Here is a 20824-nt window from a genome sequence, read left to right as displayed (position 1 = left end):
GTCCAACTTGCCGGAGCCCTGGCCGGTGCGCATCTCGGCCGATGCCGTGTCACCCGTCGTGCTGGTGACCGGTTTTGCCCCGCGCTGCCGGACCTGTCCCGGCCCGGCCCGGCCCGGCGTCCGGGCTCCGCGGCGGACCGGACGAGGTCAGACCCGCCGGACCCGGCCCCGGACCCCGGCCCGCCGGGGACCGGCGGCGCCCGCGGCGGACCGGCCGGAGCCGGTCCGGGAGCTTCCCGGCCGGGCTGCGGCCATTCGCGCGAATCCGCTGGTCGGAGGGTTTGTCCGCCGGTTGTCAGTGCGGGGTCGTACGGTGGGTCTCATGCGGCCCGTATCGAAGATCGAACGCACGGTGGCGCCTTTCGAGGTCGTCAGCTCCTACCAGCCCAGTGGCGACCAGCCGACGGCCATCGCCGAGCTGGAACGGCGCATCCGCGGGGGTGAGAAGGACGTCGTCCTGCTGGGCGCGACCGGCACCGGCAAGTCGGCGACCACCGCGTGGATGATCGAGAAGCTGCAGCGCCCCACACTCGTCATGGCGCCCAACAAGACCCTCGCGGCCCAGCTCGCCAACGAATTCCGCGAGCTGCTGCCGAACAACGCCGTCGAGTACTTCGTCTCCTACTACGACTACTACCAGCCCGAGGCGTACGTCCCGCAGTCCGACACCTACATCGAGAAGGACTCCTCCATCAACGAGGAGGTCGAACGGCTGCGCCACTCCGCGACGAACTCCCTGCTCACCCGGCGGGACGTCGTCGTGGTCGCCTCGGTGTCCTGCATCTACGGCCTGGGCACGCCGCAGGAGTACGTCGACCGGATGGTGCCGCTGAAGGTCGGCGACGAATTCGACCGCGACCAGCTGCTGCGCCGCTTCGTCGACATCCAGTACACCCGCAACGACGTCGCCTTCACCCGCGGCACCTTCCGGGTCCGCGGCGACACCATCGAGATCTTCCCGGTCTACGAGGAGCTGGCCGTCCGGATCGAGATGTTCGGCGACGAGATCGAGGCGCTGTCCACGCTCCACCCGCTCACCGGCGAGGTGATCAGCGAGGACCAGGAGCTGTACGTCTTCCCGGCCAGCCACTACATCGCCGGCCCGGAGCGCATGGAGCGGGCCATCACCGGGATCGAGGCCGAGCTGGCGGACCGCCTCGCCGAGCTGGAGAAGCAGGGCAAGCAGCTGGAGGCCCAGCGGCTGCGCATGCGCACCACGTACGACATCGAGATGATGCGGCAGATCGGCTCCTGCTCGGGCATCGAGAACTACTCGATGCACATGGACGGCCGCGAGCCCGGCTCGGCGCCCAACACCCTCATCGACTACTTCCCGGACGACTTCCTGCTGGTCATCGACGAGTCGCATGTCACCGTCCCGCAGATCGGCGCCATGTACGAGGGCGACGCCTCCCGCAAGCGCACCCTCGTGGATCACGGCTTCCGCCTGCCGTCGGCCCTGGACAACCGGCCGCTGAAGTGGGAGGAGTTCCTCGAGCGCATCGGCCAGACCGTCTATCTCTCCGCGACCCCGGGCCCCTACGAGCTCTCCCGCGGCGACGGCTTCGTGGAGCAGATCATCCGCCCGACCGGCCTGGTCGACCCGGAAGTGGTGGTCAAGCCCACCGAGGGGCAGATCGACGATCTGGTGCACGAGATCCGCACGCGCACGGAGAAGGACGAGCGCGTCCTGGTCACCACGCTCACCAAGAAGATGGCCGAGGACCTCACGGACTACTTCCTCGAGCTCGGCATCCAGGTCCGCTACCTGCACAGCGACGTGGACACCCTGCGGCGCGTGGAGCTGCTGCGCGAGCTGCGGTCGGGTGAGTACGACGTCCTGGTCGGCATCAACCTGCTGAGGGAGGGCCTCGACCTCCCCGAGGTGTCCCTGGTGGCCATTCTCGACGCCGACAAGGAGGGCTTCCTGCGCTCCGGTACGTCCCTGATCCAGACGATCGGACGCGCCGCCCGTAACGTCTCCGGCCAGGTGCACATGTACGCCGACAAGACCACTCGGGCGATGGAGAAGGCCATCGAGGAGACCAACCGCCGCCGGGAGAAGCAGCTCGCGTACAACAAGGCGAACGGCATCGACCCGCAGCCGCTGCGCAAGAAGATCGGCGACATCGTGGCGACGATCGTCCGGGAGGAGATCGACACCCAGGAGCTGCTCGGCACGGACTACCGCAAGCCCCCGGAGGGCGCCGGCGGCAAGGGCGCCAAGGCGCCCGTTCCCGCGCTCGGGGCGAAGGGCAAGGCCGGCAAGGGCGGCAGGGCCGCAGCGGTGCCGACGGACCGGCCGGCCGCCGAACTGGCCGAGCTCATCGAGGAGATGACGGAGCGGATGCGGGCTGCCGCGGCGGAGCTGCAGTTCGAGGTCGCCGCCCGGCTCCGCGACGAGGTCGGTGAACTGAAGAAGGAGCTGCGGCAGATGAGGGAGGCCGGGGTGAAGTGACGGGCGTCGCCGCACGTCGGCGCGGGCGCGGTGTGTTGCAGAAACGCCACAAAAGGCGGGGCTGACGCGCCCTTGGCGGGCCGTCGTGCGTAGGGTCGGGGGCACCGCCGGAAAAGCGGGCGGAGAAGTACGGAGAGGGGACGGCGCGTGTCGGTCAATTTGTCCAAGGGGCAGGGAATCAGCCTGCAGAAGTCCGACGGAGGCACCCTGACCGCGGTGCGGATGGGGCTGGGCTGGCGTTCGGCCCCGCGGCGCGGGCTGTTCGGGCGGCGCACCAACGAGATCGACCTCGACGCCTCGGCCGTGCTGTTCGCCGACAAGAAGCCCGTCGACGTGGTGTTCTTCCAGCACCTGGTCAGCGACGACGGCTCGGTGCGGCACACCGGCGACAACCGGGTCGGCGGCGCCGGGCAGGGCGGCGACGACGAGGCGATCCTGGTCGACCTGGCACGGGTGCCGGTGCACATCGACCAGATCGTGTTCACCGTCAACTCCTTCACCGGGCAGACCTTCGCCGAGGTCCAGGACGCCTTCTGCCGGCTGGTCGACGAGACCAACGGCCAGGAGCTGGCCCGCTACACCCTCACGGGCGGCGGCCAGTACACCGCACAGGTCATGACCAAGGTGCACCGCGCGGGCAACGGCTGGGCGATGACCGCCATCGGCGCGCCCACCAACGGCCGCACCTTCCAGGACCTGGTGCCCGCCATGGTGCCGCACCTGTAACCACCGCACCGCAGCGGCAGCGCGCACCGGGCCGCGCCGCCGCCGTCCCCCGGGCACCGCGCCCGGGGCCGGCCCGGACGTACGCCAACCAGGGGGAACAACGATGACGGCCGAGCTGGTCCGTGGGCAGAACCATCCACTGGACCGAACCCGTGTGGAGATCCGTATCAGCGCGGGCGGGCCCGTCATGGCCGGGGTCACCCTCGGCGACGACCAGGGCAGGCTGTCCGGCACCGAGGCGGTGGCCCACCCGGGGGCGCCCCGCCGCACCGGCATCGAGGTCCCCCGCCAGGCCGCCTCCGAGCACCGCGTCGCGGTGGACCTCGACGCGCTGGCCGAATCCGTCCACCGGGTGAGCGTGCTGCTGGCGCTGGCCACCGGGACCGGCTCCCTGACCGGGTTCGGCGCGGCGGCCGCGCCGAGGGTCGCGGTCACCGGCCTCGACGGCACCCAGCTCGCCGGCTACACCATCACCGGACTGGGCGCCGAGACCGCCGTCGTCGCCGTCGAGCTGTACCGGCGGCAGGGCGCCTGGAAGGTGCGCGCGGTGGGCCAGGGCTACGCCGACGGCCTGGCGGCGATGCTGCGCGACCAGGGGCTGGCGCAGGCCGCCGAGCTGGCGGCGGAGATCGAGGAGGCGGTCAGCCTCGGGCAGGCCCGGGCGGTGCAGTCCCCTGTGGCGGCCGGCCGCGCCGAGGGGCCCGCGACGGCCCCCGCGGACGCCGCCGCCCCGGCGGACTCCCACACCCCTGACACCGCCGCCCCTGCGGACACTGCCGCCCCGGCGGCCGGCGGCCCCATCGACTACCGCCACCCCAAGCGGCGTACGGCGAAGGCCCCGGCCCCCGCGGCCGCCCCGTCGGATGCCCCGCCGGCCCCCGTTGCGGGCGACGCCGCCGGGTGGAGCATGGAGGAGCGGCTCTACAACCAGGTCTGGGGGATGTTCGAGGACCTGGCCCGCTCGGTGGCCGCCTACCGCAGTGCCTGCGACTTCGCCGAGTCGCGCCTGGAGCAGGAGCTCGACAAGGCCCTCGCCGATCCGCGCGACCGCCTCGGCACGGCCGCCGACGTCGCCCGCGCCACCGCCCGCGACAAGCACGCCGCGCTGATCACCCAGGCCCGTGCCGCCCTCGACCGCGACCTCGCCCAGCTCGCTGCCGAGTCGGAGGTCGTCGAGCCCGCGCTGCCGCCCGCCTTCGCCCGCTGGAGCGCCCCCGTATGGCAGGGCTACCACGTCCCGCTGGAGCCCCCGATGGGGCTCCGCCTGGGCGATCTGCATCTCCCGGAGGTCCTGGACCTGCGCATCCCCATGCTCGTCCGGCTCCCCCTGGAGCGCGGGCTGTGGATCGACAGCGGACCGGCCGGCTACGCCCATGGCCCCGGCCCCGAGCGGGAGTTCGGCCGCCGCGAGCTGGGCAGCGCGCTCACCGACGGCCCGCCGGACGAGGCGGAGGTGCGCCGTCTCGCCCTGGACACCGCCGTCGCGGTCGCCGCCCGGCTGCTCGCCGTCCACCCGGCCGGCACGTTCGCCGTCCAGGTCGTGGATCCCGGCGGCACGGCCGTGTCCGCGCTCGCCCCGCTGCTGGAGACCGGCGCCCTGCGCGAGCCCCCGGCGGCCGGTGCCCAGGGGGTCACCCAGGTCCTGGAGGCGCTGACCCGGCGGGTGGATCTCGTCCAGATGGCGGTGCGCAACCGCGCGGCCGATTCCCTGCCGCCGGACATCGACACCGCCGAACAGCTGCTGATCGTGCACGACTTCCCGCACGGCTTCGACGACCGCGCCGTCACCCGGCTGCGCTACCTCGCCGACGAGGGCCCCGCGGTCGGGGTGCATCTGCTGATGGTCGCCGACCGCGCCCAGGCCCAGGAGTACGGCCCGGTCCTCGACCCGCTGTGGCGGTCCCTGCTGCGGATCACCCCGGTGCCCGACGCGCACCTCGCCGACCCCTGGGTCGGCCACGCCTGGACCTATGAGCCGTCGCTCGCCCCCCAGGGCAGCCGGGTCCTGCGCGAGGTCCTCGGCCGCCTCGCCCAGGCCCGCCCCGCGCACCGCCACTGATCCGTCACCCGCGCACCCCGCCGCCCCGGTCCCTTGCCCGTCACCCCCATCGCCCCTCTTCGCTCCCTGTCAGACCAGGAGTTTTACCCTTTCCTTTACTATTCCTTGGCTTTCCTTTACGCTTCTTGGTGCGGAGGGGAGTATTCCCGCTGCGGCGTACCCGTCATCACGGACCGATCGGCCCGACCCGGTCCCGGGGCGCCGGCCCGGCGTCCGCCGGGCGGAAGAGACCTCCGGCAGCGACGACGCTGTGAGTGCCGTACGACTCTGCCGGAGGAGCAGTGGACGTTTCCCTGACCCTGTGGGTGCTGACCATCCTCGGTCTGTGCGCCCTGATCACCGCCGATTTCTTCATCGGCGGCCGTAAACCGCACGAGGTCTCCCTCAAGGAGGCCGGTATCTGGACCGGCGTCTGGATCGCGCTCGCCGCGCTGTTCGGCCTCGGACTGCTGGTCTTCGGCGGCGGCGCGCCCGCCGGCGAATTCTTCGCGGGCTTCATCACCGAGAAGTCGCTGAGCGTCGACAACCTCTTCGTCTTCGTGCTGATCATGGGCAAGTTCGCGGTCCCGGCGAAGTACCAGCAGCGGGTGCTGATGGTCGGGGTGCTGATCGCGCTGGTCCTGCGGGCCGGGTTCATCGGCGCGGGCGCCGCGATCATCGCCAACTTCTCCTGGGCGTTCTACCTCTTCGGCGCGTTCCTGATCTGGACCGCGTGGAAGCTCATCCAGGAGGCGCGCGCCGAGGACCAGGACGAGGAGTTCGAGGAGAACCGCTTCCTGAAGCTGGTCGAGAAGCGCTTCCCGTCGACCGGCACGTACCACGGCACCAAGCTGTTCATCGTGGAGAACGGCAGGCGGCTGATGACGCCGATGCTGATCGTCATGCTGGCGATCGGCACCACCGACGTCCTCTTCGCCCTGGACTCCATCCCGGCGATCTTCGGCCTCACCCAGGACCCGTACATCGTCTTCACCGCCAACGCCTTCGCCCTGATGGGCCTGCGGCAGCTCTACTTCCTCATCGGCGGGCTGCTCAAGAAGCTGGTGCACCTCTCGTACGGCCTGTCGGTCATCCTGGGGTTCATCGGCGTGAAGCTGGTACTGCACGCGCTGCACGAATCCGGTGTGGCCGTTCCGGAAATCAGCATTCCGGTGTCGCTGGGTGTGATCTGCGCCGTCCTCGTCGTCACGACGGTCACCAGCCTGCTCGCGTCGAAGAAGCAGGCGGCGGCGGAGGCGGCGGCCGGGGAGGACGTGCGCGTCTGAGGCCGCCGCCGGCCCCGTACGGCTGCCGGGCTACCAGCCGCGCTCGCGCCATTCCGCGAGATGCGGACGCTCCGCGCCGAGCGTGGTGTCGTCGCCGTGGCCCGGATAGACCCAGGTCTCGTCCGGCAGCCGGTCGAAGAGCTTGGTCTGGACACCGTCGATCAGGCTGGCGAAGTTCTCCGCATCGCCCCAGGTGTTGCCGACGCCCCCGGGGAAGAGGCAGTCGCCGGTGAACAGATGCGGGGCGCCGTGCGGGTCGTCGTAGACCAGGGCGATGCTGCCCGGGGTGTGGCCGACCAGGTGGCGAGCGGTCAGTTCGACGCGGCCGACCGTGATCGTGTCGCCGTCCTCGACCAGGACGTCCGTGGGGACGGGGATCCCCTCGGCGTCGTGGCGCCCCGCGTACGTCCGCGCGCCCGTCGCATCGACCACCTCGCGCAGCGCGCCCCAGTGGTCACCGTGCCGGTGCGTGGTGACCACGGAGGCGATGCCGCTGTCGCCGATCAGCGACAGAAGAGTGTGCGGTTCGGCGGCGGCGTCGATCAGCAGCTGCTCGTCGGTGGCCCGGCACCGCAGCAGATAGGCGTTGTTGTTCATCGGGCCGACCGCGACCTTCGAGATCATCAGGTCGGTCAGCTCGTGCACGTCGGCCGGTCCGCCGACCTTGACTGCTCCGCTGTAGGCCATCATGGGATCACTCTAGAGCGGCGGGACGCCGGGCAGGGGGGAGCCCGCGGTGTCGAGTCCGCCGCCGTCGGCGCGTCCGGTCAGCCAGCCGACCAGGTCCGCCGCGGCACCCGTCACCACCACCGGCGCGGCGTCGCCGTCCGTACGCCCCGTGCGCCTGCGGCTGCCGTCGGGGGTCACCAGCTCCAGGGCGGGCAGATCCCGGTGCCCGGCGAACTTCACCGCGGCCAGGAAGTCCAGATAGGCCTCGGTGAAGAAGGCCGGCAGCCGGTCGAGGGTGTAGCCGACACCGAGGTCGATGTGGTGCAGCTCGATCTCGGCCAGCCGGCGCAGCGCCAGGCGGTCGGCGCGCTCGGTGACGCCGTTGCGCATCTCGACCCGGTACGCCCACCGGCCGTCCGGCAGTGCCCCGGCCGCCGCGTCGAAGCGGGCGGCGCTCTCCTGCAGGTCCTTGACGTGATCCGCCAGCGGGCGGTCGGCGTCCCGCTCGATGTCGGCGTCGCGGGCGGTGTCGCTCGCGTACATGGGTGTGCGCACGTCCGTACGCGCCCAGGTGAGGAGATTGCTCAGGGCGTCCGCGTTACGGGCGAGATGGGCGAGGACGTGGCCGCGGGTCCAGCCGGGGAGCAGGGACGGTTCGGCGATCGCCTCGTCGTCCAGTTTGCCGGCCGAGACCAGGAGCCGGTCGGTGGCCTCACGGACGGCGGCGGTGTCGCGCGGGAAGTCCGGCGGGGTGTGGGTCATGCTCCGAAGCTAGCGCCACCGGGCGCGGTTGGGGAGTCGGCCGGCGCTGTCCGGGGCGTACGCGGGTGAAGGGGGAGGGGCGGGCGGGCGACCGGGATATGCGCGCCGCCCGCCCCTGGTGTCAGGCTGCCGCGCCGTCCGGGGCCCCGAACCACCGGCGCAGCGCGGCGTCCAGCCCGGCCGGCGTGTCCCCGTCGTCGGCCGCCCAGGCGGTGCAGCCGTCCGGGCGCACCAGCAGCGCGCGGAGGCCGGGCCGCTCCGGGCAGGCGGCAGTGTGCACCCGTACCCGGCCGCCGTACCCGGCGGCGCGTTCGCGCAGCCCGCGATCGTCGGCGAGATCGAGCAACAGGCCTCCTCCGCCCTGCAGTCGGCCGCCCAGCCGGGTGCCGTCGGACAGTTCCAGGTCGGGCGCGCTGGCGCCGGTCAGCGGATGGCTGCCCGGCAGGTCGTAGCGCTGCCAGACTCCGGAGATCTTCTTGGCGAAGAAGGTGGTGGCGTCGGCCGTGCCGGCCAGCTCCGAGATCACCGTGCGCAGCGCGCGGGCATGCGACTCCGGACGCATCAGCGCCACTTGGGCGCGGGTCCACTCCAGCACCCATGCGCCGATGGGGTGCCGCTCGGCGGTGTAGGTGTCCAGCAGGCCCTCCGGCGCCCAGCCCTTGACGGTGGCGGCCAGCTTCCAGCCCAGGTTCATCGCGTCGCCGATGCCGAGGTTGACCCCCTGGCCGCCGAACGGCGAGTGCACATGCGCCGCGTCACCGGCCAGCAGCACCCGGCCCCGGCGGTAGTCGGGCACCTGGCGGGCGTTGTCCGTGAAGCGGGTCGCCGAGAGCACCTTGGTGACGGTGACGTCCGGGACGCCGGAGACCCGGCGCAGCGAGGCCTGCAAATCCTCTGCGGTGATGGGCGCCTGGCGGTCCGCGGGCGGCCCGTCGAACTCCACGGTGAGGATCCGGCCCGGCATCGGGCCGTGTACATAGGTCCCGGTGTCCGTCCAGTTCCAGCCCGCCCCCAGGGCCTCGGCGCCGGTCAGCTCGACGATGGCCTGGTGGCCGGTGATCTCGGGGTCCGTACCGGGGAACGGGAAACCGGCGAGCCGGCGGACCGTGCTGCGGCCGCCGTCGCAGCCCACCAGCCAGCCGGTGTGCAGCGTGCCGTCCGAGGTGTGGACCGCCACGCCGTCCTCGCCCGCGTCGAAGCCGGTCAGCGTCACACCGCGGCGCAGCTCGACGCCCAGGCGGGCGGCGCGGGCGGCGAGCAGCCGCTCCAGGGCCTCCTGGGGTATCAGGCCGACGTCCCCGGCCGGGCCGGTGTCGCCGAAGTCCGGGTCCGACTCGTCCAGGAGGTCGCCGCGCAGCATGATCCCCGCGAAATGACCGGCGAACTTCGGCGGCGGTTTCACCCCGGAGGCGCCCGCGGCCTGCCGCTGCCGCAGGAACGCGCTGAACTTCTCGATGGCGGTGCTCTGCACCTCCACCAGGTCGGGCAGCATCCCGCGCCGGTAGAAGGCCTCCGCGCTGGGGGAGTTGATCGCCCCCGCCTTGATCGTCGTATCCACCTCGGTCAGCCGCTCCAGGACGACGACCGTCACGTCTGCCAGTGCGAGTTCGCAGGCGAGCATCAGCCCCACCGGGCCGCCCCCTGCCACCACTACGTCTGCGTCATGGCTCATGGGAGGGAGTGTGACACATAAATGTAGTCACTAAAAATTTGTTGCGGATAAAATCCTGGCATGAGGAGGAGCGGAACTGGCATGGGAAAGAACGGGCGGGGCGGCGAAGGGACCGGGGGCGCCCGGGAGGCCGGGCGTGCGGGGGAGGGGACCGGATACGCCGAGGGCACCGGATACGCCGAGGACACCGGGTACGGCGAGGAGGACGGGCGGCTGACGCTGCGTGAGCGCAAGAAGCTGCGGACCCGGCAGCGGATCTCCGGCGAGGCCACGCTGCTGTTCATCGAGCGCGGCTTCGACAACGTCACCGTCGCCGAGGTCGCGCGCGCCGCCGAGGTGTCCACGATGACGGTGTTCAACTACTTCCCGCGCAAGGAGGACCTCTTCCTCGACCGGATCCCGGAGGCCCACGAGCTGGTCACCCGCGCGGTCCGGGAGCGCGGGGCGGACGAGACGCCGCTCGCCGCGCTCCGCCGGCTCGCCTTCGGTCTGCTGGCCCGGCGGCATCCGCTGGGCGGGGTGGGGGAGGGGTTCGCGTACTTCTGGCAGACCGTCCTGGATTCGCCGGCGCTGCGCGCGCGGGGCCGCGAGGCGGTCGAGGAGATCGAGAACACCCTGGCCGGGCTGCTCGGCGAGGCCGCGGGGGAGGAGGGCTACCCAGGGGGCGCCCGGCTGGCGGCCGCGCTGATCGTCGCGGCGTACCGCGTCGCCTACGCCGGTGCCGCGGTCCGGCAGCTCGCGGGCGACCCGGCCGACGAGGTGGCCGCCGACCAGGAAGCGGTGCTGCGGCGGACCTTCGATGCGCTGGAACGGGCGCTGCCGGGCGGGGGCTGAGGGCGGGCGGGTGCGAGCCGGGTGGTGCGGCGCCGCGCGCAGTAGCCTGATGCGTACGGGTCCGGGCAACCGCCGGCGGCTCCTTCGACGGCCTCGGCGGGATGGGGCCGGGCGCGGGCGTCCGGCGGCTCCGGGGAGCGCCGGAGTGGCCACGAGACTCCGGGAGGTCACGGTGCGGGACTTCGAACTCAAGGCGGAAGCGGATATGCGGCTGTATTCCGACCGGCGCGCCGCGGAGCTGGCGCGCAAGCGCCGCGAGAAGCCCGCGGCGGCAGAGGACGGCGCCTCGAGGGCCCCGGCTCCGGCCGACGGGGCGCCTGCGGCCGGGGCGGCGGAAGCCGGCGGCGAGGAGAGCGAGGAGAGCTAGCCGCGCCAGGGCCGGGGCGGGGCCGGGCCCAGGGCGGGAAGGCTGCGGGGCCGCCACACGTTCGGGTGAAGAGAGCTTGCGCGTACCGTAAATCGAATGCACGTGCTATAGGCTCGTTATGGCATCACAAAGACAGTGCCGCGGCGGTCCCCATACCCTGGGGCGGGGGCTCCGCTCCGCTCCGCCGCCTCTGCTCGCACCGAGCGGCGGACGCAGAGCCGCGGCTCCCGCCCCTCTCCAAGAAAGGTGCCGACCGGCGTGGCCGACCGTCTCATCGTCCGTGGCGCTCGCGAGCACAACCTCCGCAACGTCTCGCTCGACCTCCCCCGCGACTCCCTCATCGTCTTCACGGGGCTCTCCGGGTCGGGCAAGTCCTCGCTCGCCTTCGACACGATCTTCGCCGAGGGGCAGCGGCGCTATGTCGAGTCGCTCTCCTCCTACGCCCGGCAGTTCCTCGGGCAGATGGACAAGCCCGATGTGGACTTCATCGAGGGCCTGTCCCCCGCGGTCTCGATCGACCAGAAGTCGACGTCCCGCAACCCCCGCTCCACGGTCGGCACGATCACCGAGGTCTACGACTATCTCCGCCTCCTCTTCGCCCGTATCGGCAAGCCGCACTGTCCCGCGTGCGGGCGGCCGATCGCCCGGCAGTCGCCGCAGGCCATCGTCGACAAGGTCCTCGAGCTGCCCGAGGGCAGCCGCTTCCAGGTGCTCTCCCCGCTGGTGCGCGAGCGCAAGGGCGAATTCGTCGACCTCTTCGCCGACCTCCAGACCAAGGGCTACAGCCGCGCCCGGGTGGACGGCGAGACCGTCCATCTCACCGAGCCGCCGAAGCTGAAGAAGCAGGAGAAGCACACCATCGAGGTGGTCGTCGACCGCCTCACCGTCAAGGAGAGCGCCAAGCGGCGGCTGACCGACTCCGTCGAGACCGCCCTGGGCCTGTCCGGCGGCATGGTCATCCTCGACTTCGTCGACCTCGACCCGGACGACCCGCAGCGCGAGCGGATGTACTCCGAGCATCTGTACTGCGCCCACGACGACCTCTCCTTCGAGGAGCTCGAGCCGCGCTCGTTCTCCTTCAACTCCCCCTTCGGCGCCTGCCCGGACTGCACCGGCATCGGCACGCGCATGGAGGTCGACCCCGAGCTGATCGTCCCCGACGAGGAGCGCTCCCTCGACGACGGCGCCATCCACCCCTGGTCCGGCGGCCACACCAAGGACTACTTCGGCCGCCTGGTCGACGCCCTGGCCGACGCCCTCGGATTCCGTACGGACATCCCCTGGGCCGGCCTCCCCGCCCGCGCCAAGAAGGCCCTGCTGCACGGCCACAAGACCCAGATCGAGGTGCGCTACCGCAACCGCTACGGCCGCCAGCGCGCCTACACCACCCCCTTCGAGGGCGCCGTGCCGTTCGTCAAGCGGCGGCACAGCGAGGCCGAGAGCGACAGCAGCCGGGAGCGCTTCGAGGGCTATATGCGCGAGGTGCCCTGCCCCACCTGTGAGGGCACCCGGCTCAAGCCGATCGTGCTCGCGGTCACGGTGCAGGAGCGCTCCATCGCCGAGGTCGCGGCCATGTCGATCAGCGACTGCGCCGACTTCCTGCGGCAGCTCACCCTCAACGCCCGCGAGAAGAAGATCGCCGAGCGGGTCCTCAAGGAGGTCAACGAACGGCTGAAGTTCCTGGTCGACGTCGGCCTGGACTACCTCTCGCTCAACCGTGCCGCGGGCACCCTCTCCGGCGGCGAGGCCCAGCGCATCCGGCTTGCCACCCAGATCGGCTCCGGCCTGGTGGGCGTGCTCTACGTCCTGGACGAGCCCTCGATCGGCCTGCACCAGCGCGACAACCACCGGCTGATCGAAACCCTGGTCCGGCTGCGCGACCTCGGCAACACCCTGATCGTGGTCGAGCACGACGAGGACACCATCAAGACCGCCGACTGGGTCGTCGACATCGGCCCCGGCGCCGGTGAGCACGGCGGCAAGGTCGTCCACAGCGGCCCGCTGAAGGAGCTGCTCGCCAACAAGGAGTCCGTCACCGGGCAGTATCTGGCCGGCAAGCGGGCCATCGCGACGCCCGACATCCGCCGGCCCGCCGACCCCGCCCGCCGGCTGACGGTGCACGGCGCGAAGGAGAACAACCTCCAGGACATCGACGTCTCCTTCCCGCTCGGGGTGCTCACCGCCGTCACCGGCGTCTCCGGCTCCGGCAAGTCGACGCTGGTCAACGACATCCTCTACACCCACCTGGCGCGCGAGCTGAACGGCGCCAAGTCGGTCCCCGGACGGCACACCCGCGTCGACGGCGACGACCTCGTCGACAAGGTCGTCCACGTCGACCAGTCGCCCATCGGCCGTACCCCGCGCTCCAACCCGGCGACGTACACCGGCGTCTTCGACCATGTCCGCAAGCTGTTCGCGGAGACGATGGAGGCCAAGGTCCGCGGCTATCTGCCGGGGCGCTTCTCCTTCAACGTCAAGGGCGGCCGCTGCGAGAACTGCTCCGGCGACGGCACCATCAAGATCGAGATGAACTTCCTGCCGGATGTGTACGTCCCGTGCGAGGTCTGCCACGGCGCGCGCTACAACCGCGAAACGCTCGAGGTGCACTACAAGGGCAAGTCCATCGCCGAGGTGCTGGACATGCCGATCGAGGAGGCGCTGGAGTTCTTCGAGGCGGTGCCCACCATCTCCCGGCATCTGAAGACCCTGCACGAGGTCGGCCTCGGATACGTCCGCCTCGGCCAGTCCGCGCCGACCCTCTCCGGCGGCGAGGCACAGCGGGTGAAGCTGGCCAGTGAGCTGCAGAAGCGGTCGACGGGGCGGACCGTCTACGTCCTGGACGAGCCGACCACCGGTCTGCACTTCGAGGACATCAGCAAGCTGATCTCCGTGCTGTCCGGGCTGGTCGACAAGGGCAACTCCGTGATCGTCATCGAGCACAACCTCGATGTGATCAAGACCGCCGACTGGATCATCGACATGGGCCCCGAGGGCGGCAGCGGCGGCGGCCTGGTCGTCGCCGAGGGCACGCCGGAGGAGATCGCGTCGGTTCCCGCCAGCCACACCGGCAAGTTCCTGCGGGAGATCCTCGGCGACCGGGTCAGCGATGCCGCGCCGGTCGTGGGATCGGTCAAGATCCCCGCGCCGGCGAGGAAGGCAGGGGCGCGGAAGACCGCGAAGAAGACCGTCGCCAAGGCGAATTCGACCGATGTCAACGCCGCCAAGACGGCAGCGGCGAAGAAGGCCGTGGCCAAGAAGGCGGCGGCGCGGGCCCGTCGGCTGTCCTGACGCGAGGGGCGTCCTGACGCCGAGCGGCGCGGAGGGGCGTACGGCGGAAATCCGGCCGTCCGTGCCTCCGCGCCCGCCGCAGCCGGAGGCGCCCGGCCAGGCCTGTCCCCATAGCTCCGCTGTCAGGCCGCTCCGGCGCCTGCCGATGCGGCTCGGCTTCCGGGGATCAAGGAACGAGCCGGGACGGAGCGACGCGAGGGGGGACCTCCCCGTGCCCTCAAGGCGTGGGGGAGCACCGGACGCCGCGGCCTTTCCGGCCCCGATCCGCCGGGCAGGCCTAGCCGGTGACCTCCGCGGCGTACGGCGGCTCGGCGCCCGCGCGGGAGCAGGTGACGGCGGCGGCGCGGGCGGCGAAGCCGAGGATGTCGCGCCAGTCGTCCGGGCCGAGCGCGGCGACGGCCTCGCGGGTGAGGGCGTCATGGACGTCCAGCCGGTGCAGCAGCGCGGCATTGACCGTGTCGCCCGCGCCGATGGTGTCGACCACCTCGACCCGGCGCCCCGGCACGGTCACCTCACCGCCGTCCGGCGTCAGCACCGTCAGACCGTCGCCGCCCCGGGTGATCACGATCGCCGCGGGGCCCTGCCCCAGCCATCCCCTGGCCGCGGCGGTGACCACCGCCCGGCCGGCGTCCGGCTCCGCACCCGCCAGCCACCCCGCGTCCTCCTCCGACAGCTTCAGCAGCGTCAGATACGGCAGCCACGAGCGGAAACGGTCCCGGTAGGCCTCCGCGTCCGGGATCAGACCGGGCCGGATGTTGGGATCGAGCGCCGTGCACACCCCGCGCCCGGCCTCCCGCCGCAGCAGCGCCTCGTACGCGCTCGCCCCCGGCTCCAGCACCAGCGAACAGGTGCCCAGCGAGAGCGCGCGGGCCGCGTCCGGCAGCGCGTCCGGCAGGGCGAAGAGCCGGTCGGCCGTGCCGTCCGCATAGAAGCCGTATCCGGCCGAACCGTCGGGGCTGATGTCCGCCACCGCGAGCGTGGTCGGCTCGCCCCCGCGCTGCACCAGAGAGATGTCCACGCCGCCGGTCCGCAGCCCGTCCAGCAGCGCCTCGCCGAAGGTGTCGGTCGAGATCCGTGAGCAGAAGGCGGTGGGCGAGCCCAGCCGCCCCAGGGCGACCGCGGTGTTGTACGGACCGCCGCCGCGCCGCGGCAGCAGGGCGGGCAGCCCGCCGTTTCCGGAAGGTTCCTGGGGGCTGGGGACGAGGTCGATCAGCGCCTCGCCGGCGACGACGATCACGGGGTGTGGTTCCTTTCCTGGGCAGCTGGGGAGGCGGCCGGGGCGGTGGCCGGCACGGGTTCGGGGCAGCCGCACGACGTACGGTGCACAAAGGTGCAGGGCAGCCGGACGGTACGGGACGGCCGGTCCGGCTCCTCCAGGCGCTCCAGCAGCAGCCGGACCGCCGTGGCCCCGATCTCCTTGCTGGGCTGGGCGATCGCGGTCAGCCGGGGCGCGAAGAGATCGGCCCAGGAGAAGTCGTCGAAGCAGGCCAGCGCGATGTCGCGGGGGACCTCCAGACCGCGCTCGCGCAGGGCCCGGAGGGCGCCGATGGTCATCGCGTTGTTGGCGGTGATGACCGCGGTGGGCGGCTCGGGCGCGGCGAGCAGACGGCCGGTGGCGTCCTGGGCGCCCTCCGCCTCGGAGCTGCCGCCGGCCAGCAGCTCGGGGGCGAACGCCAGGCCCCGGGCGCGCAGGCCCTCGCGATAGCCCCGGACCCGTTCGGTGGTCGTACTCAGGCCCGGCAGCCCGGCCACCAGGCCGATCCGGGTGTGCCCCAAGTCGGCGAGATGCCCTACCAGTTGGCGTACCGGGCCGGTGCTCTCGGCGCACACCTGGTCGTGGCCCGCCCGGCCGTCGCCCGCCTGTCCCTGCGCGTCGTCGACCAGCCGGTCCAGGAAGACGGTGGGCACCCCGCGCCGGGCCAGATAGCCGACCGTCTCCGCGGGCTCCGCGGACGGTGCGACGATCATGCCGTCCACCCTCCGCTCGTGGAGCAGCTGGACGACCCTGCGCTCATGCCGCGGGTCGTCGTGCGGATCGGCGATCAGCAGGCTGTAGCCGGCCTCCAGGGCGCCGGCCTCGACGCCCTGGAGGATCTCGGTGAAGTACGGGTTGCTGATCGCGGAGACCGCGAGGCCGATGGAGCGGGTGCGGGCGGTGACCAGCGACCGGGCGAGGGTGTTGTGGGTGTAGCCCAGTTCGTCGATGGCGGCGAGCACCGCGGCGCGGGTGCCGGGGCGCACCGGCCGGGTCCCGTTCAGCACATGCGAGACCGTGGCCACGGAGACGCCCGCGCGCCGTGCCACGTCCACCATCGTCGTCATCCGGTCTCTTCCTCCCCCGGGCCGCCGCGCCGCCATGGCGCCGGTCGCCGGCGGCACCTGTGGCCGCCGTCCCGCGAGTCCACCACAGTACGAGCATCCAGGGCTACGCGTAAACGCTTGCGTAAGCGTTTACGTACACGCTACCTTCGCGGCACGCCGCACCCGCACGACGTCGTGAGGAGCCTGACCGAACTCGCACCCAAGCACCTCCGCGGCGGTCTGACGTCCCTGATGCAGCTCCTGGTCACGGCCGGCATATTCGTCGCGTAGGTCACCGACTACCTGCTCGCCGACGCACAGGCCTGGCGCTGGATGATCGGCCTCGGCGCCGTCCCGGCCGCCGTCCTGGCCGCCGTCCCGGCCGCCGTCCTGGCGCTGGGCATCGTCGCCCAGCCTCAGAGCCCGCGCCGGCTGGTGGCCAAGGGCCGCAGCGCACAGGCCCGCACGGTAGTGACGCGGCTGCGCGGCGACGCCGGGGCGGCGGGCGAGGAGCTGGCCGAGACCGAGCGCGCGGAGCGGGCGGAACGTGAGCCGCTGACCCTGCGGCGGCTGCTCCCGCCCCGGCTGCGGGCGGTGTTCGTGATCGGGACGCTGCCGGTCCTCTTCCAGAACTTCGTCGGCATCAACACGATCATCTCCTACGCGCCGACCCTGCTCACGGACATCGGCTTCGGCTCCGACGGCGCGATCCTCGCCCATGTCGGCATCGGCCTGCTGAACATGCTGATGACGCTGCCCGCGGTGGGGGTACCGCCCCGCTCGAGCGGAGCCGAGAGCTTGGGGAGGCTGAACGGCCGCAAGGGGCGCAAGCCGCTGCTGCTGACCGGTGCGCCGGGGATGTGTGCGGCGATGTCCGGCGGCTGCCGCCGGAGGCCAAGGGACGCAGCCTGGAGGAGTTCGAGCAGGAGCTGCTGCGGGGCAGGGCGGACCGCCGCCACGGCGAGCACGCCGCCCCGGTATCGTCGGGGGCCGGCGCCGCCCACTGATCAGGAGTTACGACATGAGTGCGTCCCCCGACCGCCGGACCGTGCTGCGCGGGGCCGCGCTCGCGGGTGCCGTCTGCTTCGCCGCCGCCTGTGGCACGGGACAGCAGAAGCCGGGCACCCGGCCCGCCTCGGACGCGCCCACCGAACTGGGCCCGGCCTCGGACGTGCCGGTCGGCGGCGCCAGGCTCTACGCCGAGCAGCGGCTGCTGGTCTCGCAGCCCGTCAAGGGCGAGTTCAAGTGCTTCAGCACCGTGTGCACGCACATGGGCGCGGTACTGAACAAGATCGAGAAGAAGCAGGGCGTCTGCCCGCAGCACGGCAGCCGCTTCGAGGTGGCCACCGGGAAGGTCGTCCAGGGCCCGGCGACCCGCCCGCTGGAGGAGGTCCCCGTCCGGGTCAAGGACGGCAAGCTGATGGCGGGCTGAGCCGGCACCGAGCCCGCCCCGTCACCCTGTCCCACCCGATGCCGCCTCATCCCCCGTCCCACCCGATGCCTGTCTTATCCCCCATCCCACCCGATACTGCCTCATCCCCAATCCCACCCGATGCCGAGTATCCCGGGCCGTACGCCCTGTTCCACCAGGTGGACGCCCCGGTGCGTACCGCTGAGCGTGAGCTCCTGCTGGGCGCTGCGCGGGGCGTGTGCCGAGGTCTGGGCGAAGCGGCGGCAGCGCACCGGCAGCGCCGCCTCGTCGAAGCGCACCTGAAGGACGTACTGGCCGCCCGCGAAGCTGAAGCCGCGGACGTACTCCGTGCTGGAGCCGCCGCTGCCGTCCTCGAAGGCGTACCCGAAGACATGGGTGTCACCGGCCCGGAGCCGGACGTCGAAGAGCAGCTCGGCGACCACCACCCCGGCGTCCGCGTCCCCGCGCACCCGCCCCAGCCGGCAGTTCTCCGCCGCCTCCACCCGCACCCGCGAGGGATCGCAGCCCTTGTCGCCCCGGTGGATGGCGACATAACGGTCGACGCCGTCCCGGTGCGCCCGGACCACCTGCAGCGATTCACGGGCGCTCAGCTCGCGGCGCGGCCCGATCAGGACGCGTTCGTGATGGCCGACGGTGTGCAGCCCGCCGTCCGCGGGGGTCTCCAGCTCGGCGAACAGCTGCTGCAGCACGCCGGCGGGCGCCATCAGGGAGCGGTACGAGCGCGCGGCCGGGCGCTCGGCCTCGGGGCGGGTGCCGCCCTCGGGCACCAGGAGGCGGTGCAGCGAGCCCGCGGGCAGCTCCAGGACCTCCTCCAGGGCACGCACCGCCCGCAGCGACTCGGGGCGCTGCGGGCGCCGGGCGCCCTGCTGCCAGTAGCTCAGACTGGTCACGCCGACCTTGATGCCGCGCTGGGCGAGCTTGTGCTGGACGCGGGTGAGCGCGAGCCCGCGGGCGGTGAGCGCGCAGCGCAGGGCGAGATGGAACGGGCCGGTGCGCAGCAACTGCGCCAGCTCGGCCGACTCGGGGGTGAGCGGGGGCGTCCCGGGAGTGTTCTGTGCCATTGCCTCATTCCTCCGGCGCGCGGGTGAACGTTCACAACCGGATCGCACGCCTCACGCGCTGACTGCCTGTTCACTGCAGTACGCCGGGCACCGGCCGTTCACATCCGGGCCCGTCCGTCCACACCCCCATGTCACCTCGCATTGAAGCGTGTTGACCTGCGGGCGACAACACCTGATGCTCCTCATCAGCATCCGGATGCGCTCCTCTCACCCCCCTCACCCCCCTCATCGGGAGGAACGCCATGACCCGTGCACCCCATGCGCATCGTGCGCGCCGCAGACGGCTGTCGGCAGCGGCGCTCACCCTCGCCGCGTTCACGGCGCTCACCACGCTCCCCGAGGCTGCCGCCTCGGCGCACACGCCCCCGGCGCACGCCACCAAGGCGGCCGCCGCCAACCGCCTCGACATCTCGATGCAGGCCCAGGAAGAGACCAACTGGTGCTGGGCCGGCTCCGGGAACACCATCGCGTCCTGGTACGGCAGGAACTACAGCCAGAACCAGTTCTGCAACGCCGCCTTCGGCCGCCCGCAGAACACCGCCTGCCCCAACAACCAGGCCACGCTCGGCAATGTGCAGAACGCCTTCGACTGGATGGGCATCAACTCCGGCTCCTATGTGTCCGGCTATCTGCGCTACGACACCGTGCAGACCGAGATCAACGCCGACCGGCCCATCGAGACCCGCATCGAGTGGTCCTCCGGCGGCGGCCACATGCACGTCATCTACGGCTTCGACACGGCCGACAACCGGGTCTACTGGGGCGACCCCTGGGGCTCCAACAACCGCTACAACTGGGGCGACTACGACTACTACGTGAACGGCAGCTCCTTCTCCTGGACGCACTCCCTCTACCGGATAGGAGCCTGAGGCCATGCCCAAGCGCATCCTCCGCGCCGCCGCCACCGGGGTGCTCGCCACCGCTCTCACCGGCCTCGCCCCGTACGCCGCCGAGGCCGCCGACGCTCCCGTGACCCCCAAGGCCCCGCCCCGCGCAAGCATCACCGCGGCCCGGGAGGCGGCCGGCGCCCCCGCGACCCTGGACACGCTCGCCCGGTTCTTCGCCCATGAGCCCGGTGGCGCCCGCGAACGCGGTGGAGCCCGTGCCGCCGCACCCGGGAAACCGCGCATCGAGGGCGCCGCGGTCCCCGTGTACGTCCTCTCCCCGGACTTCGTCCGCGGCAAGGCCGGCGTCCCCGTCGCCCGCCTCGAGTTCCTCGCCAGCAAGGCGGTCGCCGCCGACGGGCGGACGGCCTCGGTGTGGACGGTGCGGCGGGGCGCCGCCTGGAAGGTCGTCAACATCGCGAGCGGTGACGACGAGACCCGTTACGCCGCCGCCGGAGCCGCGAAGGGCGGGACCGGGACGGTTTTCCACGAGCCGCAGATCGACGCCTGGTACGTACAGCGCGGCGACCGTGTCGAGCCGCTGGACGCGGACGCCCGGAAGGCCGTCGGCGCGCACGGCAGCACCGTCGCCGCCTATCAGAAGCGGGTGGCGAAGGCGTACGGCGACAAGCTCCCCGGTTCCGCGTACGACAGGCGCGGCGAAGCCGGGGGATACGGGCCACAGGCCGCCGTCCAGGAGGGCGCCTCGGTGAAGGCGGGTGCCCGCAAGGACCCGGCCGAGGCCGGTGCGGTGGCGGGCGGCGGCCTCCCGGTCACCGCCGCCTCCACCGTCGCGGGCGCCGCCGCCCTGCTGGCCCTCGGCCTGTGCGGCGCCGCCGCGGTACGGAGGCGGCGCAGCGGCTGAGGGCGGGGGCGGGGGGGGGAACCGCGGCTGAATGCGGGGAACCGGTGGCTTCCGCCTGAATGCGGATCGGAATCGCAGCTTCCGCCCCCCACCCCACCCACACACCCTCCCCCGCCCCCACCCTGCCCTCCCCCCGAAGGGGGGAGGGCAGGGTGACGGGGGGTGGGGGCGGGGGCGCGCC

17 protein-coding genes and 1 pseudogene are annotated in these 20824 nt (G+C 72.4%); 12 read left to right on the top strand and 6 right to left on the bottom strand.

What is annotated here, in order from left to right; all coding sequences use genetic code 11:
- The first annotated feature begins 322 nt into the window (after positions 1-322).
- The 4 genes from uvrB to ADL29_RS31760 all read left to right on the top strand — a co-directional run bounded on the left by uvrB (position 323) and on the right by ADL29_RS31760 (position 6508).
- A complete protein-coding gene (uvrB, locus tag ADL29_RS31775; protein ID WP_053927004.1) occupies positions 323-2458 on the top strand; it encodes an excinuclease ABC subunit UvrB in 2136 nt (711 codons plus the stop codon).
- Between the two features lie 147 nt (positions 2459-2605).
- A complete protein-coding gene (locus tag ADL29_RS31770) occupies positions 2606-3184 on the top strand; it encodes a TerD family protein (protein WP_053927003.1) in 579 nt (192 codons plus the stop codon).
- A gap of 103 nt (positions 3185-3287) precedes the next feature.
- Positions 3288-5243, top strand: a complete 1956-nt coding sequence (locus ADL29_RS31765) for a TerD family protein (protein ID WP_053927002.1) — start codon at positions 3288-3290, stop codon at positions 5241-5243.
- A gap of 281 nt (positions 5244-5524) precedes the next feature.
- The gene (locus ADL29_RS31760; RefSeq protein WP_053927001.1) at positions 5525-6508 is read left to right on the top strand and encodes a TerC family protein; all 984 of its coding nucleotides are present in this window, start codon (positions 5525-5527) and stop codon (positions 6506-6508) included.
- A gap of 30 nt (positions 6509-6538) precedes the next feature.
- Here ADL29_RS31760 and ADL29_RS31755 read toward each other — a convergent pair whose 3' ends face one another.
- From ADL29_RS31755 to ADL29_RS31745, 3 genes are all read right to left on the bottom strand, one after another.
- Positions 6539-7195, bottom strand: a complete 657-nt coding sequence (locus ADL29_RS31755; protein WP_053927016.1) for an MBL fold metallo-hydrolase — start codon at positions 7193-7195, stop codon at positions 6539-6541.
- A gap of 12 nt (positions 7196-7207) precedes the next feature.
- On the bottom strand, positions 7208-7939 hold the full coding sequence (locus ADL29_RS31750; RefSeq protein WP_053927000.1) for a maleylpyruvate isomerase family mycothiol-dependent enzyme: 732 nt from the start codon (positions 7937-7939) through the stop codon (positions 7208-7210).
- Between the two features lie 121 nt (positions 7940-8060).
- On the bottom strand, positions 8061-9611 hold the full coding sequence (locus tag ADL29_RS31745) for an FAD-dependent monooxygenase (protein WP_053926999.1): 1551 nt from the start codon (positions 9609-9611) through the stop codon (positions 8061-8063).
- Between the two features lie 81 nt (positions 9612-9692).
- Between ADL29_RS31745 and ADL29_RS31740 the strand changes: the two genes are divergently transcribed.
- The 3 genes from ADL29_RS31740 (at position 9693) to uvrA (ending at position 14100) form a co-directional block, all read left to right on the top strand.
- Positions 9693-10445 carry a TetR/AcrR family transcriptional regulator gene (locus tag ADL29_RS31740; protein WP_078971437.1) on the top strand — a complete coding sequence of 251 codons (753 nt, stop codon included), beginning with the start codon at positions 9693-9695 and terminating at the stop codon, positions 10443-10445.
- 145 nt (positions 10446-10590) lie between these two features.
- A complete protein-coding gene (locus ADL29_RS31735; protein ID WP_053926998.1) occupies positions 10591-10812 on the top strand; it encodes a hypothetical protein in 222 nt (73 codons plus the stop codon).
- Between the two features lie 258 nt (positions 10813-11070).
- A complete protein-coding gene (gene uvrA, locus ADL29_RS31730; protein ID WP_053927014.1) occupies positions 11071-14100 on the top strand; it encodes an excinuclease ABC subunit UvrA in 3030 nt (1009 codons plus the stop codon).
- Between the two features lie 277 nt (positions 14101-14377).
- Here uvrA and ADL29_RS31725 read toward each other — a convergent pair whose 3' ends face one another.
- Together ADL29_RS31725 and ADL29_RS31720 are read right to left on the bottom strand one after the other, a co-directional pair.
- Positions 14378-15337, bottom strand: a complete 960-nt coding sequence (locus ADL29_RS31725) for a carbohydrate kinase family protein (protein WP_053926997.1) — start codon at positions 15335-15337, stop codon at positions 14378-14380.
- Complete coding sequence (locus ADL29_RS31720; RefSeq protein ID WP_053926996.1) at positions 15334-16422, bottom strand: LacI family DNA-binding transcriptional regulator; 1089 nt, start codon at positions 16420-16422, stop codon at positions 15334-15336. The genes ADL29_RS31725 and ADL29_RS31720 overlap by 4 nt, the downstream gene beginning before the upstream one ends.
- 312 nt (positions 16423-16734) lie before the next feature.
- Here ADL29_RS31720 and ADL29_RS45660 point away from each other — a divergent pair.
- The 3 genes and pseudogenes from ADL29_RS45660 to ADL29_RS31710 form a co-directional block, all read left to right on the top strand.
- Positions 16735-17214: pseudogene (locus tag ADL29_RS45660) on the top strand (MFS transporter); the annotation flags it as partial.
- Between the two features lie 47 nt (positions 17215-17261).
- Positions 17262-17408, top strand: a complete 147-nt coding sequence (locus ADL29_RS43790; protein WP_157878622.1) for a hypothetical protein — start codon at positions 17262-17264, stop codon at positions 17406-17408.
- A gap of 14 nt (positions 17409-17422) precedes the next feature.
- Positions 17423-17833, top strand: a complete 411-nt coding sequence (locus ADL29_RS31710) for a Rieske (2Fe-2S) protein (RefSeq protein WP_053926994.1) — start codon at positions 17423-17425, stop codon at positions 17831-17833.
- Between the two features lie 101 nt (positions 17834-17934).
- Here the strand turns inward: ADL29_RS31710 and ADL29_RS31705 are convergent, their stop codons facing one another.
- Positions 17935-18894, bottom strand: a complete 960-nt coding sequence (locus ADL29_RS31705) for a hypothetical protein (protein WP_053926993.1) — start codon at positions 18892-18894, stop codon at positions 17935-17937.
- Between the two features lie 242 nt (positions 18895-19136).
- Here ADL29_RS31705 and ADL29_RS31700 point away from each other — a divergent pair, with 242 nt between their 5' ends.
- Positions 19137-19763: a papain-like cysteine protease family protein gene (locus ADL29_RS31700; RefSeq protein WP_053926992.1), complete on the top strand. Its 627-nt coding sequence runs from the start codon at positions 19137-19139 to the stop codon at positions 19761-19763.
- Positions 19764-19767: 4 nt separating this feature from the next.
- On the top strand, positions 19768-20643 hold the full coding sequence (locus ADL29_RS31695; protein WP_053926991.1) for a hypothetical protein: 876 nt from the start codon (positions 19768-19770) through the stop codon (positions 20641-20643).
- Positions 20644-20824: the final 181 nt, after the last annotated feature.

It is taken from the genome of Streptomyces chattanoogensis, assembly GCF_001294335.1.
Taxonomy (GTDB): domain Bacteria; phylum Actinomycetota; class Actinomycetes; order Streptomycetales; family Streptomycetaceae; genus Streptomyces; species Streptomyces chattanoogensis.
The sequence above is the reverse complement of the archived record's forward strand: the minus strand, read 5'-3'. Positions and strand labels throughout refer to the sequence as shown.